This is a genomic window from Pseudoflavonifractor sp. An176 (assembly GCF_002160435.1).
Taxonomy (GTDB): Bacteria; Bacillota; Clostridia; order Oscillospirales; family Oscillospiraceae; genus Enterenecus; species Enterenecus faecium.
On the sequence record NZ_NFKO01000001.1, the window covers coordinates 246886 to 261003 of the forward strand.

Consider the following 14118-nt stretch of genomic DNA (forward strand, 5'->3'; position numbering starts at 1 on the left):
GAATTTTGTCAACCATGAGAAATTCCCCACTTCCCCTCAATCTGATCTCAACTCCCTCCACAAGCGGTAGAGGCTGGCCGCCAGCAGGACCAGGCAGTACACCAGTGCCCCAATGGCCACAATGAGGATGAAGTCCCGGGTGGCACAATAGGACACCGTGGTGAAGCCCAGCACAATGAGATGTCCCACCCCATAGGCGGGGGGCAGCAGTAGGGCCCGCCCCACCCATGTTCGGACCTTGGGCTTTTTCTTCGCTGTAAGCCACACCACCAGGAGCACCGCAAACACCCCCGCCGCCAGGAACAGATAGTAGCCCAGCACCAGCCGAGGCAGGGTCTCCATCCCTCCATCCGGGTGTTCCCCATACACCAATACGTCCCCCTGCCCGTTGTTCTGGGCGTAGTACACCCGCACCGGGCGGTCGGTGTGGGGGGTAATGGTGAGGGTGCGACTCCCGGAACGGGAAAACCACTGGTCCCAGGGAGAGGTCCACGCCTGAATGGAATAGCTCTCGCTCTGGTTGTCCGGCTCCTGGGTGCCCAGGCTCTCCACCTGGCACTGGGTCACCGCCTGGTCAAAGGTGATGGTGAGGCTGCCGTCTGCCTGCTCTGTCACCTCCAACAGCTGGGCGGTGTAGGGGAAATAGCGGGGCGCAGAGAGGATGGCAAAGGCGGACAAGAGTATCACCAGCACAAATGCTCCGGCCAACAAGGCAGTCTGTATTCGCTTGAGCAGCAATTTTCGCTGGAGCAGCCGCAGCGGGGCCTCTGGGTGCTCTTCCTGGGGGGGCGGGGCTATATCTGGGGGCTGGTGCAGGCTCTGGTACTCCCCCTGGCACCTCTCACAGGTTTTCAAATGTTCCCCCACAAACGCCGCCGTCTCTGGGCTGACCATATCCTCCACATACAGGGGAAGCAGGTCTCGGACGATGCTGCATTCCTGTTTCATGTTTCGTTCTCCTCCAATCGTTGTCTGACCATGGCTTTGGCCCGGTGATAGGTGACACAGGCCCAGTTGTGGGTCTTTCCGAACATCTGGCCAATCTCCTTGAAGCTCAACTCGGCAAACACCCGCCACAGAAACACCTCTTTGTAGGGCTCCGGCAGCTGGTGGAGTACCTTGCGGATACGCATGGCCTGGTCCCGCCGCTCACACAGCTGTTCCGGGGAGTCTCCCTCCTCTGGCAGCTCCAATAGCTGGGCCTCATCCAGCAGGTGGGTGCGGTTTTCACCTTTCACATAGGTCAGGTAGCAGTTTTTCCCGATCTGACACAGCCACACCCGCACCTCGCAGTCGCCCCGGAAGGTTTGGATGCCCTGCATGGCATTAAAAAAGGTCTGGCTGGTGAGCTCCTCCGCCACATGTTGGTCTCCGGACAGACGCAGCAGATACCGGTACACGTCATTAAAGTAGGTCCGGTATATCTCTTCAAACTCGGTCACGCCACCACCTCCTTCCACCCATAAGACTGGGGAGTGGGGAAAATCTTACAACACTTCCCCGAAAAATTTTTGCTGCAAAATACAGCGGCGTCCGGCCAGGTGAGCCGGACGCCGCGGGTGATTGATTGGAACGCTGCTTAGTAACGGCCAAAGTCGCCAGCGCGGCCCTCGGTGACGTCGGCACCGAAGGTGTAGTCCTTGCCGGGGAGAATGGCGTTGAGGGCGATACCCGCAATGGCGGCCAGCGCCAGGTTGGTGAGGGTGATGTGCACCTCACCGATGGCGAAGGTGACACCATTGGTGAAGCCCAGACCGCACACCAGAATGACGGCGGCGATGATGAGGTTGCGGGAGTTGGTGAAGTCCACTCGGTTCTCCACCACGTTACGCACGCCGATGGCGGAGATCATACCGTAGAGGATGAAGGACACGCCGCCGATGATGGCGGTGGGGATGGAGTTGACCACAGCGGCAAAGGCGGGGCTGAAGGACAGCACCACGGCATAGATGGCAGCCAGGCGCACCACACGGGGGTCGTGGACCCGGGAGAGCACCAGCACGCCGGTGTTCTCACCGTAGGTGGTGTTGGCGGGGCCGCCAAACAGGCCGGACAGAGAGGTGGCGATACCGTCACCGATGAGGGTGCGGTGCAGGCCGGGGTCGGACAGGAAGTTCTTGCCCACGGTGGCGGAGATGGCGGACATATCGCCGATGTGCTCCATCATGGCAGCAATGGCGATGGGGGCCATGACAAAGATGGAAGTCAGGTCAAACTTGGCGATGACAAAGGGCTGGAGACCCACCAGGTTGGCGCCAACCACACCGGAATAGTCGATGAGGGGCACCACGTTGCCAGCGGCATCCACGGCGGTGGCGCCAAAGGAGTTGGCGATCACGGCCACGATATAGGAGCCCACCACACCCAGGAGGATGGGGATGATCTTGATCATGCCCTTGCCCCAGATGTTGGCCACCACGATGATGGCCATGGCCACAATGGCCAGCCACCAGCAGGTGGAGGCGTTGGACACGGCGGAAGGGGCCAGGTTCAGGCCGATGAGGATGATGATGGGGCCGGTGACCACGGGGGGCAGGAAGCGCATGACCTTCTGCACACCCACCAGCTTGATGATACCGGCCAGAACCACATACAGCAGGCCGGCCACCACAATACCGCCCAGGGCGTACTGGAGCTTTTCGGCGGCGGCCATGTCGGCGTACTTGCCAGCGGTCAGCTCACTCACCGCCTGGAAACCGCCCAGGAAGGCGAAGGAGGAGCCCAGGAAGGCGGGCACCTTCAGCTTGGTACACAGGTGGAAAAACAGGGTGCCGATACCGGCAAAAAACAGAGTGGTCTGGATGGACAGGGGCAGGCCATAGGAGTTGCTCACCAGCATGGGCACCAGCACGGTGGCCCCGAACATGGCGAACATGTGCTGCAAGCCCAAAATCAGCATCTTGGGCCAGCCCAGGACACGGGCGTCCTGAATGGGCGCTTGATGGTTGTTCACGTTATTCTCTCCTTTTCTCTCATGTTCTCACAGAAAAAAAGACAATCACCCGAACAAGGTAATTGTCTCATATAGGACGATGGAACGGCCACACCAAACACTGATTCGCCTTCATCTGTGCCAGCATGTCCATTCCCTCCCTTCTGTCTCGACTTTGTATCATATCAGATTGGAGGTCAAATGGCAATACAAAATAATTTCCATCCACCCGGTGTGGGGCGGGAATCTTCCCGCCCCATACCCTTGGGATTATGCCTTGTTTTTCTTGATTTGGCCGTATTTATACAGCGCAATCATGGCGTTGACTGCCTGCTCTGCCGTGGGATAGGCGGGGATGCCGTGGTCCCGCAGCTTCATGATGGCCTCTTGGCACTCCTCGCCGCCTTGACACTCCATGATAAAAGGCTTGCCCAAGTGCTTGTAGGTCTCGTGGATCTGAATGACCACATCCGTGACCGCAGGCACATCGGTGACGGCAGTGGGACAGATGGAGCCCAGAATGCCGTGCACGTTGGGGTCCCGGATGGCCTGGGTAAAGGCGCCCTTGTACTGGATGGGGGAGGCGGTGCCCGAAATGTCCACAGGATTCAGAGGTGAGCCAAACATGGGCATATAGGCTCGGATGCGTCCGGCCAGACCCGGGGAGATCTCAGACAGCTCATGGAGGGGCAGGCCGCAGCGCTCGAAGTGGTCGCAGCTGAGCAAACCGGAGCCGCCGCCGTTGGTAATCATCACGATGTGGTCTCCCTTGGGGGTGGGCTGCATGCCCAGGGCCAGGGACACGTCCAGGAACTCCTGCCAGGTGGTGGCCCGGATGGCCCCCGCCCGCTCAAAGATCTCGTCATAGAAAGCGTCGGTGGTCCCGGCGTTCTCGCTGGCGGTGTGGGCAAAGGCCGCCTTCTCGCCGATCTTGGAGCCGCCCACCTTGATGGTGACAATGGGCTTATCCACATGCTGGCAGGCATCCACAAAGGCCTCGGGGCTGTCCAGGCCCTCGATGTAGATGGCCAGACACTTGGTGTTGGGGTCCCGCCCGGCATAGGCCACGAACTCGCAGAAGTCCACGTCCGCCTTGTTGCCCAGGCCCACAAAGAAGCTCATGCCGAAGTGGTCCTTTTGAGAGGTGCCCAAAGCGGCCAGCAGATTGGCCCCCGACTGGGAGATCATGGCCACAGGGCCCTTGATGGGCAGATAGGGAATGAAGCCGCAGTTGAAGTTCAGGTAGGGGCTGCCCATGCCCACCAAGTTGGGGCCGATGAGGGGCAGCTGGTTGTCCCGGCAGTACTGGGTGAGCTGATTTTGCAGCTCGCCTCGGCCGATCTCCTTAAAGGCGCTGGTAGCGATGACCACGATCTTCACCTTTTTGGCCACGCAGTCCTCCAGCACGGATTTGACAATGTGGGCGGGTACGGCCACAAATACCAAATCCACATCATAGGGAATGTCTTTGACGGTGGGGTAGGCAGGCAGGCCCTGCACCACGTTGCTTCTGGGGTTGACGGGGTACAGCTCTCCCTTGTAGCCCCAGCGGCGCAGCTCCTCAATGACCTTATAGCCCACCTTGGTGGGGTACCGGCTGGCGCCCACCACGGCGATGGACCGGGGATTCAGGGCATATTGCAGGTTCTCAATGACATATTCTCTGGCGCGCTCTACCTTCATGTCATTTCACCTCCTCATGATTGGAAAACTGGCACTTGACGCAGCTCTGAGCGGTGCGGTCCTGGAGAAAGTCGTCGGTGAAGACGCACTCCTCCCAATAGCCGTTCTGGTCGTCCAAGCGGGCCACCCAGCGGCGGAACTGCCGGGGCGAGTCCGCCACCTTCACCTCCTCAATTTCTCCATAGCTCTCCAGCTTGGCCCGCAGGGCCTCGGGGTCGGTGAGCTGGTTGAAGGAGCTGAGCATCACGTCATAGAAGGAGTCGGAGAACTCCCAGATGTTGTTGAACTCGGGCATGTCGCTGAGCTCGTCCACCAGCTGAGCCTTCCGGTAGCTGGGCACATTCTGGAACATGCGCACCAGGTACATCTTCATGGACAGGCCCAGGCGCATGTGGTTGATGTAGATCATAGGCACGGCGATGCGGCGCTTGTCGCAGATCTCCACAAAGTCCGCCTTCATCTGGGCCCCGTCCAGGCCGCTGAGCCGCTCCAGCACGTCATAGTCGAACATATCTCCCACGGAAGCGGTGTTGTTGATGGCGTCGATGATGGCAAAGTCTGTCTTGTCCAGGACATCCTGGACCTCCAGCAGTTTATCCACCTGCTCCTGGCCCCAGATGAACTTGCGGTAGCCGTCCCCATGGGCGTCCCACATGTTCACGTTGGACTCCCGCACGTCCCGGCGGATGGGGCACAGGTGGACGTACTCCACCTCCGGCATATCCCGCCAGGGCCCAATGACGTCGCTGAGCAGGTTATCCAGCACCCGCATGTGGTTTCCGTTGAAGTAGTCGAAGTCGCCGTTGGTCTCGTATCCGGTGCAGATGTCGTCCTTGTTCTGGAACCACTCGGATAGCTTGGCCTTCACCGCCGGGTCGGTGCCATCCTTGAGCTTCACCACCCAGTAGTACAAGCCCCAGCCATACACCGCCACCGCCGGATTGTACACGAACATGATGGCGTGCTGGTCATACATCCGCTTGATTCTCTCCCCCACTTCCGCAGCCGGAATTCCAACTTTGTCCGAGATGTACTTCAAATTGAACACCTCGGGATAGTTCTGATAGAAGGACTTGGCCACGTTGTAGGCACTAAACTCTGCGCTGTCTGTGCTGACAATCCCCGGTTCTGTAAACCCAATGCCTCTGGGCGCATACCAATACTCACGCATCCACGCCTGATGCTGGTCGGAACCAAGGGTGTAGTGATTGTTTGACATACCGATCCTCCTCGTGTTGAAATTTTGACCTGTTTTCTACGGCAACCAGCCCATGGCTGGGTCATCTTCTGTGTGGGGCTGCGAGGATGAGAGAGTCATGTTCTGCCTGTCTTCTCTTGTAAGTTTAGCACAATCATTTTTAATATTCAAGTATCATTCCCGGTATAGTGCACAATTTCTAAATACCCCTTGACACGTAATACTATACATGGCATAGTATTACGTGAAGGGAGGTATTCCATGGATATTCAGTTAAAGCGAGGACTGCTGGACGTGTGTGTGCTGGCGGCCATCAAAAACGAGGATTCCTACGGCTATCAGATCATCAAAGACATGAAGCCCTATGTGGAGATCTCCGAGTCCACCCTGTACCCCATTTTACGACGTTTAGAAGGGGCCCAGCTGCTGACGGTACGAAAGGCCGAGCACAACGGCAGACTGCGCAAGTACTACCATATCACGCCCCAGGGGCTCCAGCGTCTGGAGGACTTCAAGGCAGAGTGGAACGAGATTGTATCCATCTATCAGTTCGTCACAAGAGAGGATGAAAGCCATGAATAAACAAGAATTTCTCGCTGCCCTCCAGGCAGGTCTGAAAGGATTACCACGAGGGGATATTCAGCACTGGGTGGAGTTCTACCGGGAGATGGTAGAGGACCGCATGGAGGACGGTATGTCTGAAGAAGAAGCGGTAGCCGCTCTGGGTCCGGTCCGGGACCTCGTAGCTCAGATTCTCTCAGAAACCCCGCTGCCCCGACTGGTCCACGAAAAAGTCAAGCCCAAACGCCCCATGAAGGCATGGGAAATTATTCTGCTGGTGCTGGGGTCCCCCGTGTGGCTTCCTCTGGCCTGCGCCGCTGTGCTGGTCCTTCTGGCGGGATATGCGGTTCTCTGGGCCTGCATCATCACTCTGTACGCCGTAGACCTCACCGCCGCGCTGGGCGGGGTAGCCGGTCTGGTGGGTTCTCTGCTGCTGGCCCCCTCCGGGGAGTTGGCCGCCAGAGTCTTCCTGCTGGGTGCCGGTCTGGCGTGTCTGGGCCTGGCTGTGCTTCTGTTTTTTGTCTTCAACCAGATTTCCGTCTGGATTCTGCGCCTGAGTAAAAAGGCCCTGCTGGCCCTCAAATTCCGCTTTGTGCAAAAGGAGGCTGCATGATGAGACGATCTAAAAAAATTGCCATTCTCACCTCGTGTGCCCTCATCATTGTGGGCTTTGTTCTGGCCCTGAGCGCCTTGATTGTGATGAAATTTGACCTATCCCGGCTGAACACCCTGGACTACCACACCGCCACCTATCCGATCCAAGAATCCTTTTCCGCCATCCAGGTGGATGTCACCGACTGTGACGTACAGCTTCTCCCCTCCCAGGATGGCACCTGCCGAGTGGAGTGTCCCGAGAGCCGGACCTCTCACTATGCTGTAGAGGTCAAGCAGGGCGTCCTCACCGTGTCCCAGAATGAAGCAGGTGCCTGGTACCATCACGTGGGTATCTACATGGGCCCTGTGGAGCTGACCATCTATCTGCCTCAGGACCAATATGATCGTCTGTCTGTGGACTCCCTCAGCGGCACGGTCTCTGTGCCAGACAACTTTTCCTTCGATAACCTCCAGGTGTATACCACCAGCGGGTCGGTATACCTGGCTGCACAGGTGACGGAGGAGGTATGTGTGGACACGGTAAGCGGCGAGCTGGAACTCACCGGGACTCAGCCCCAAGCTCTTCGCCTGCAATCCACCAGTGGAAACGTAACCCTCACCGACTGCGATGCCCAAGCCATCCACATTGAGACCATCAGCGGAAACGTGTCCGCCGCGCTGACCTCTTCCAAGACCTTCTCAGTTCAAACCGTCAGCGGTGATGTGCGTACCCCTCAGGGCACCACTGGAGATCTGTGCGAAATCTCCACCGTCAGCGGAAATGTCACCTGCACTATCCAATAACCAAATGAAGGCCCCACGGCGTTTGCCGTGGGGCCTTCCCTTCTTATTCTTGTACGCCTTGTATCAGTCGGGTGCGCAGAGCGGAATACCGCCGGGTCTGGCGGTCGTTTTTCACCATCTTTTCCAATAGCTCCGGGCTGCCCACCAGAATGAACAGCTCCTTGGCCCGGGTGATGGCGGTGTACAGCACCCCACGGGCCAACAGCGTGGACGGCACGTCCTGGAGGGCCAGAATCACCGCCCGGTACTCACTGCCCTGGGATTTATGTACCGTGACTGCATAGGCGGGCTCCAGCTCGCCCAGCAGCTCGGGGGGATAGGCCACCAGGCGGCCATCAAAGGACACGGTGACGCCCCCGGCGTCCACCTGCAAAATCTCCCCGATGTCCCCGTTGAATACCCCCAGGTCCTTCTCCCCCGTCTCCGGGTTCTCCCAAAAGAGGTCGTAGTTGTTCTTCACCTGCATCACCCGGTCCCCCTCCCGGAAAATATAGGGACCGAAGGCCCGCTCCCCCTTCCCCTCCTGAGCCGGGTTCAGGGCCTGCTGGAGGGCTCGGTTGAGGGCGGCGGTGCCCGCCTCCCGGCGGCGTGTGGGGGACAGTACCTGAATCTGACTGGGGGGAATCCCCATGTTCTGAGGCAGCCGCCGCTGGCACAGCTCCACAATGGTGTCCACCGTGCGCACCGCGTCCCCCCGCTTCATGCAGAAGAAGTCCTTGCTGTGGTTGGTCAGGTCTGGCATGACCCCCTGGTTGACTCCGTGGGCGTTCATGACAATGGCGCTCTCTTGGGCCTGGCGAAAAATCTCGGTGAGAGCCACCCCCGGCACCACATGGCTGCGCAGCAGGTGGTCCAGCACGTTGCCCGGACCCACCGAGGGCAGCTGGTCCGGGTCACCCACCAGTACAAGACGGCAGTCCCCCCGCATGGCGGCTAGCAGGGCGGACATCAAGGACATGTCCACCATGGAGGTCTCGTCCACAATGACGGCATCCACCCCCAGGGGGTCATCCTGGTTCTTGGTAAAGGCCAGCTGTCCGGTGTAGGGGTCCATCTTGGTCTCCAGCAGCCGGTGGATGGTGTAGGCATCCTGTCCACAGGTCTCGCTCATGCGCTTGGCGGCTCGTCCCGTCGGAGCGGCCAGAGCGGTCTCCAGCCCCAGGTGGTCAAAGAGGGCCAGCACCCCACGCAGAGAGGTGGTCTTGCCGGTACCTGGACCGCCGGTGAGGAGCATCACCTGGCGGCTTGCCGCCAGCTCCACGGCGTCCCGCTGCTGCTGGGCGTAGGTGATGCCCTGGCGGCGCTGGATGTTCTCCAGCAGCTGGTCCAGGTTGTGAGGCGGAGTGAGCTCCATGGTGCACATCTCGCTCAGGCGCATGGCCACATAGCACTCCGCCCCGTACAGCCCCGCCAGGTAGCAGGCGGTGACCCCGGCGATGCTCTCCCGCACCACCTCGCCCCGCTGGATGAGGGCTTCCAGCCCGGTGTCCAGGCACTCCCCCTCCACGCCGATGAGGGCGCCTGTGGCGGCCAGCAGCTTGTCCTGGGGGAGGAACACGTGGCCGTTGTCGGCGTTGTGCTCCAGCTCAAAGAGGAGGGCGGTCTCCACCCGCTGGGGGTCGTCCCCCGCCACGCCCAGCTCAATGGCCAGCTGGTCCACCTTGGAGAAGGGGATGTCCAGGCCACGGTCGGCCAGAAGGTAGGGGTTATTCTGCACCATTTCCACCGCCAGGTCCCCGAACCGCTGGTAGAGGGGCATGGCGGCGGCCAGGGGCAGCTGGTGCTGGGTGAGAAACTCCGCCAAGTTCCGCATGCCCATCTGGGCCCGGAAGCCCTCGCTGATGGTGCGGGCCCGCTTGAGGCTCACCCCTCGGATTTGGGCCAACTCCTCCGGGGCATTCTCAATGATCTCCAGGGCCTGGGCCCCGAACTTATCCACAATCTGACGGGCCAGCCCCATGCGGATGCCCTTCACCGCCCCGGAAGCCAGGTATTCATAGATGGCCTTCTCCCCCACCGGCATCCGCCGATAGATAGCCTCGGCCTTGAACTGCTCCCCGTAGCTGGCATGGCGCCCCCAGCTGCCTTCCAGCTCCAGGGTCTCCCCCGGGGCCACGCCGGGCATGCAGCCCACCACCGTCACCTCACCCCGGTTGGGGGTGTCCAGGCGCAGCACCGTGTAGCCGTTCTCCTCGTTGCGGAAGAGGATGGCGGTGACGGTGCCCTCCAGGTGGTTGTGAGATTCTTGTTGGGTCTGGCTCACGCCCCGCCCCTCCTCTTGTTTCAAATTCGTCTCCAGCTGGCCCCGTTGGGCATGTCGGTAACCTCAATGCCCTGGGCCTTCAGCTCGTCCCGGATGCGGTCGGCCTCGGCAAAGTTCTTGGCCTTCTTGGCCTCGGCACGGGCCTTCACCAGCGCGTCAATGGCGGGGTCTCCCTCGCCGTGGATGGTGAACTCCCCAGAGGCGGCCTTCTGGGCCTGGGCCTGCTGGCTCTTGCGCAGCTCAGCGGCCTTGTCCAGCAGAGACAGGGAGAGCACCTGGTCAAAGTCATTCAAAATGGCCAGACGGGTGGCGTCATTGGTCTTGGCCTTCAAGGCGTCGTAGAGGCAGGTGACGGCCATGGAGGTGTTCAGGTCGTTGCCCACCTGAGTCTTAAACTTGGTGCGGTACTCCTCTACCACGGCCTGGTCCACCTCGCCGTCCTCAGGCTTGAGGGCGGCAATCTTCTTCACCAGCTTCTGGTAGGCAGTGGCGGCGTTGTCCAGGTTCTCCCAGGTGAACACCAGGCCCTTGCGGTAGTGGCTCTGGAGGCAGAAGAAGCGATAGGCCAGGGGGTCATAGCCCTTCTCCTCCAGCAGGGAAACGGTGAGGAACTCGCCCTTGCTCTTGGACATCTTGCCGGAGTTGGTGTTCAGGTGGGCCACGTGGAACCACTGCTTGCACCAGGGGTGGCCGAAGTAGGCCTCGGACTGGGCGATCTCATTGGTGTGGTGGGGGAAGGCGTTGTCCACGCCGCCGCAGTGCAGGTCCAGGTACTCGCCGTTGAACTTGGCGGAGATGCCGGAGCACTCGATGTGCCAGCCGGGATAGCCCACGCCCCAGGGAGAATCCCATTTCAGGGCCTGGTCCTCAAACTTGGACTTGGTAAACCAGAGCACAAAGTCGTTTTTGTTGCGCTTGTTCACGTCCTCTTCCACGCCCTCGCGGACGCCCACGGCCAGGTCCTCCTCATCGTGGTCGTTGAACACATAGTAGTGGTCCAGCTTGGAGGTGTCGAAGTACACGTTGCCGCCGGCAAAGTAGGCGTATCCCTTCTCCATGAGGGTCTCCACCATGTGGATGAACTCGTCAATGAGGCCGGTGGCGGGCTGCACCACGTCGGGGGTTTTGATGTTCAACTTGCGGCAGTCGTCAAAGAAGGCGTCGGTGTAAAACTGGGCGATCTCCATGACGGTCTTGTGCTCCCGCTTGGCGCCCTTGAGCATCTTGTCCTCGCCGGTGTCCGCATCGGAGGCCAGGTGTCCCACGTCGGTGATGTTCATCACCCGGTTCACATCGTACCCCTCCCAGCGCAGGTACTTCTCCAGCACGTCCTCCATGATATAGGAGCGCAGGTTGCCGATGTGGGCAAAGTGGTACACGGTGGGGCCGCAGGTGTACATCTCCACACGGCCAGGGGTGTGGGTCTGAAATTCGTCCTTCTTACGGGTGGCGGAATTGTATAGATACATGGTTTACTTCTCCTTTTTCATCTGGTTTACCTGTTTTTCCAGCAGCTCAACCCGAGCCGCCAGGGTTCCCAACTTTTCCAAAGTGGGGTTTTTCACGCTGGTCTGGTCCACCGTATCGGTATAGTTGACCTTTTCCCCGCGGACCCGCACCACCTGGGCAGGGACACCCACGGCGGTGGCGTGGTCGGGAATCTCGGTGAGGACCACGGCATTGGCGGCAATGCGGGAGCCGTCTCCCACGCGGAAGGGGCCCAACACTTTTGCCCCGCAGGAGATCATCACATTGTTGCCAATGGTGGGGTGGCGCTTGCCGCAGTCCTTGCCGGTACCGCCCAGAGTGACCCCGTGGTAGATCAGGCAGTCGTCTCCCACCTCAGCAGTCTCGCCGATGACGATTCCCATGCCGTGGTCAATGACCAGGCGGCGGCCCAGCTTGGCCCCGGGGTGGATTTCGATCCCCGTCCAGAACCGGCTCCACTGGGACACCAACCGGGCCAGGAATTTCAGGTGGTGCACATAGAGGAAATGGGCCAGACGGTGATAGAGCACCGCGTGGACGCCGGGATAGAGCAAAAAGATCTCCAGACGGCTCCGGGCCGCCGGGTCTCTGGCTTGGTACGCACGTAACGTTTCTCCCAATCGGGTCAAGACGATTCCTCCTCTCATGCCGTTGCCATACAGCAAAAACGCCTCTCATACCACCAGGGTATGAGAGGCGATGGTCTCGCGGTTCCACTCTCGTTTGTCACTCAAAGGCCGTGACGTGGCCCAGCCGGAGGGCATCTGCATCCCCCTCGCTCCCGCTTGCACTTCACGCACGCTTCCCCCGAGCCCTGCTTTCAGCCGCTGACAGAGCCTCTCTGACGGATTTCACACACGCTACTCAAATGCGTTCCCAGCGATATTTACTTACCTCAGTATATTACCACGGCCCCTTTGGGGTGTCAAGGCTCGTAACCGCCAAATCCTCCCCCCGGATTTCCCCACGCTCCCACAGCACGGACAACAGCGGCTCTTCCATCTCCTCCGGCAGGTCCAGCCCCGGGGCGGTGAGGCGCAGGCCGTCCAGGCGGCAATCCCCGTACACCTCCAGGCACCGTCCCCACCGGGGGCCGCCGGGGGAAAAGGCCACCGTCACCTCCGCCCCCGCCGCAGCTGGGGCCACCGGGAGGCCGTACTGGCCGTGGAGCCACCGGGCGTAGTCCTCCCCTGCCCCTGGCACCTGGATGAGCAGCCCCTTGACCTGTGGGCACAGCCGCTGGGCGGTGCGCTGCAAGGGGATGGTAAGCCGCTGTCCCACCAGAGCTATCCGCCCCTCTCCTGGGGGAATGCCTAACCCTTCCAACGCCCCCAGAGCCAACTGGTCCGCCTGGGCCTGGTACAGGGCCTCCACCTCAATTCCGACAAAGCCCGCCTCCTGGAGGCTCCAGGGGCAGTTCTGGGGCCAGATCACCTGGCGCACCCCCGCCTGGTTCAGGGCACGCACTGCCCGCCGCATCCGCCGCCGTTTCCGCCACATACCCATGGAGGGTGAGGCGCACACCGTCACGGTCAGCACAGGCAGCGTCCCATAATAGTGCAGGTCACTGCTCCCCCGCCCCTTCTCTTCCCTCCAGATCAGCCGACCCACCGCTGCCACATCCGCCACCTACTTCCAAAACCCGGAACTGCACCATTGATTTCACCCCGGATTGATGATAGAATACAGGGGTATTCCAAGAACCATACTTATGACGATGGAGGACTCTCTATGTCTATCAAAATCACCGCTGACAGCACCTGCGATCTGCCCCAGGCCCTGTTGGAGAAATACCAGATCACCATTGTGCCCCTCTATGTGAATCTGGACGGGGTGGTGCACCGGGACGGCGTGGACATCGTCCCCGAGCAGATTTTCGACCACGTGGCCGCCGGAGGCAACCTGCCCACCACAGCCGCCATCAACATCGCCGATTACACCGAGATCTTCGCCCCTCTGTCCGCCCAGTATGACGCGGTCATCCACATCAACATCAGCCAGGACTTCTCTTCCTGCCACCAGAATGCGGTTCTTGCCGCCGGGGAGTTTGACAACGTGTTTGTGGTGGACTCCCGCAACCTCTCCTGTGGCCACGGCTTTGTGGTACTGGAGGCCGCTCTGGCCGCCGCCCGGGGAGAAAAGGTGGAGGACATTCTGCCCTATCTGGAGCGCCTCACCGCTCGGGTGGACACCACCTTCGTGGTGGACAAGCTGGACTACCTGGCCAAGGGTGGCCGCTGCTCCGCCGTGGCGGCGCTGGGCGCCAACTTGCTCAAGCTCAAGCCCTGCATCCAGGTCTCGGACGGCAAAATGGGCGTGGCCAAGAAGTACCGGGGCAACTGGGACAAGGTGCTGCTGGACTACGTGAAAGAACGGGTGTCCGACCCCACGGGCATCAATCGGGACCGCATCTTCCTGGTACATACCCGGTGTGACCAGGGGGTGGTGGAGTCGGTCCGGGCCGCCCTGGTGGGCTACGGCTTCCAGGACATCTACGAGGCCACCGCCGGATGCACCATCTCCAGCCACTGTGGCCCCAACACCCTGGGCATCATCTTCCTGCGCAACGAATACGCATAAAAAAGGACCATCCAC

Annotated in this window: 13 protein-coding genes; 4 read left to right on the plus strand and 9 right to left on the minus strand. The window is 60.5% G+C overall.

The annotated features are described in order from the left end of the window. Window positions 1-36: 36 nt before the first annotated feature. The 5 genes from B5F12_RS01170 to B5F12_RS01190 form a co-directional block, all read right to left on the minus strand. Entirely contained in the window at window positions 37-948 is a 912-nt protein-coding gene (locus B5F12_RS01170; protein WP_087229009.1) for a zf-HC2 domain-containing protein, read from the minus strand. Continuing rightward, window positions 945-1442 (minus strand): sigma-70 family RNA polymerase sigma factor, encoded by a 498-nt coding sequence (locus tag B5F12_RS01175; protein ID WP_087229012.1) that lies wholly within the window; start codon window positions 1440-1442, stop codon window positions 945-947. Before B5F12_RS01175 ends, B5F12_RS01170 begins: the two co-directional genes overlap by 4 nt. A 137-nt stretch (window positions 1443-1579) precedes the next feature. Then, the gene (locus tag B5F12_RS01180) at window positions 1580-2899 is read right to left on the minus strand and encodes a uracil-xanthine permease family protein (protein WP_087229207.1); all 1320 of its coding nucleotides are present in this window, start codon (window positions 2897-2899) and stop codon (window positions 1580-1582) included. Window positions 2900-3202: 303 nt separating this feature from the next. Further along, complete coding sequence (locus tag B5F12_RS01185; RefSeq protein ID WP_087229015.1) at window positions 3203-4615, minus strand: CoA-binding protein; 1413 nt, start codon at window positions 4613-4615, stop codon at window positions 3203-3205. A 1-nt stretch (window position 4616) separates the two neighbouring features. Continuing rightward, window positions 4617-5834: an AsnC family transcriptional regulator gene (locus tag B5F12_RS01190; protein ID WP_087229018.1), complete on the minus strand. Its 1218-nt coding sequence runs from the start codon at window positions 5832-5834 to the stop codon at window positions 4617-4619. Between the two features lie 240 nt (window positions 5835-6074). On the opposite strand from B5F12_RS01190, the gene B5F12_RS01195 reads away from it, so the two are divergent. From B5F12_RS01195 to B5F12_RS01205, 3 genes are read left to right on the plus strand one after another with little or no spacing between them, the layout of a single operon-like run. After that, window positions 6075-6395 carry a PadR family transcriptional regulator gene (locus tag B5F12_RS01195; protein ID WP_087229020.1) on the plus strand — a complete coding sequence of 107 codons (321 nt, stop codon included), beginning with the start codon at window positions 6075-6077 and terminating at the stop codon, window positions 6393-6395. Continuing rightward, window positions 6388-6987, plus strand: coding sequence for a DUF1700 domain-containing protein (locus tag B5F12_RS01200; protein ID WP_158096717.1), 600 nt, complete (start codon window positions 6388-6390; stop codon window positions 6985-6987). Before B5F12_RS01195 ends, B5F12_RS01200 begins: the two co-directional genes overlap by 8 nt. Beyond that, on the plus strand, window positions 6987-7772 hold the full coding sequence (locus B5F12_RS01205) for a DUF4097 family beta strand repeat-containing protein (RefSeq protein WP_158096718.1): 786 nt from the start codon (window positions 6987-6989) through the stop codon (window positions 7770-7772). Before B5F12_RS01200 ends, B5F12_RS01205 begins: the two co-directional genes overlap by 1 nt. A gap of 43 nt (window positions 7773-7815) precedes the next feature. Here the strand turns inward: B5F12_RS01205 and B5F12_RS01210 are convergent, their stop codons facing one another. The 4 genes from B5F12_RS01210 to B5F12_RS01225 all read right to left on the minus strand — a co-directional run bounded on the left by B5F12_RS01210 (window position 7816) and on the right by B5F12_RS01225 (window position 13143). Beyond that, window positions 7816-10035, minus strand: a complete 2220-nt coding sequence (locus tag B5F12_RS01210; RefSeq protein WP_087229029.1) for an ATP-dependent RecD-like DNA helicase — start codon at window positions 10033-10035, stop codon at window positions 7816-7818. 20 nt (window positions 10036-10055) lie between these two features. Next, on the minus strand, window positions 10056-11504 hold the full coding sequence (gene cysS / locus B5F12_RS01215) for a cysteine--tRNA ligase (protein WP_087229032.1): 1449 nt from the start codon (window positions 11502-11504) through the stop codon (window positions 10056-10058). A 3-nt stretch (window positions 11505-11507) separates the two neighbouring features. Next, window positions 11508-12170, minus strand: a complete 663-nt coding sequence (gene epsC, locus B5F12_RS01220; RefSeq protein ID WP_087229210.1) for a serine O-acetyltransferase EpsC — start codon at window positions 12168-12170, stop codon at window positions 11508-11510. Between the two features lie 256 nt (window positions 12171-12426). Continuing rightward, the gene (locus B5F12_RS01225; protein WP_143482295.1) at window positions 12427-13143 is read right to left on the minus strand and encodes a hypothetical protein; all 717 of its coding nucleotides are present in this window, start codon (window positions 13141-13143) and stop codon (window positions 12427-12429) included. A 111-nt stretch (window positions 13144-13254) separates the two neighbouring features. On the opposite strand from B5F12_RS01225, the gene B5F12_RS01230 reads away from it, so the two are divergent. Next, entirely contained in the window at window positions 13255-14103 is an 849-nt protein-coding gene (locus tag B5F12_RS01230; protein WP_087229038.1) for a DegV family protein, read from the plus strand. Window positions 14104-14118: the final 15 nt, after the last annotated feature.

What these genes read in the sequence shown, in the direction of transcription:
- B5F12_RS01180 (WP_087229207.1), bottom strand. Translation starts at nt 2,899, where the DNA reads ATGCTGATTTTGGGCTTGCAGCACATGTTCGCCATGTTCGGGGCCACC.
- B5F12_RS01170 (WP_087229009.1), bottom strand. Translation starts at nt 948, where the DNA reads ATGAAACAGGAATGCAGCATCGTCCGAGACCTGCTTCCCCTGTATGTG.
- B5F12_RS01190 (WP_087229018.1), bottom strand. Translation starts at nt 5,834, where the DNA reads ATGTCAAACAATCACTACACCCTTGGTTCCGACCAGCATCAGGCGTGG.
- epsC (WP_087229210.1), bottom strand. Translation starts at nt 12,170, where the DNA reads ATGAGAGGAGGAATCGTCTTGACCCGATTGGGAGAAACGTTACGTGCG.
- B5F12_RS01195 (WP_087229020.1), top strand. Translation starts at nt 6,075, where the DNA reads ATGGATATTCAGTTAAAGCGAGGACTGCTGGACGTGTGTGTGCTGGCG.
- B5F12_RS01185 (WP_087229015.1), bottom strand. Translation starts at nt 4,615, where the DNA reads ATGAAGGTAGAGCGCGCCAGAGAATATGTCATTGAGAACCTGCAATAT.
- B5F12_RS01230 (WP_087229038.1), top strand. Translation starts at nt 13,255, where the DNA reads ATGTCTATCAAAATCACCGCTGACAGCACCTGCGATCTGCCCCAGGCC.
- B5F12_RS01205 (WP_158096718.1), top strand. Translation starts at nt 6,987, where the DNA reads ATGAGACGATCTAAAAAAATTGCCATTCTCACCTCGTGTGCCCTCATC.
- cysS (WP_087229032.1), bottom strand. Translation starts at nt 11,504, where the DNA reads ATGTATCTATACAATTCCGCCACCCGTAAGAAGGACGAATTTCAGACC.
- B5F12_RS01200 (WP_158096717.1), top strand. Translation starts at nt 6,388, where the DNA reads ATGAATAAACAAGAATTTCTCGCTGCCCTCCAGGCAGGTCTGAAAGGA.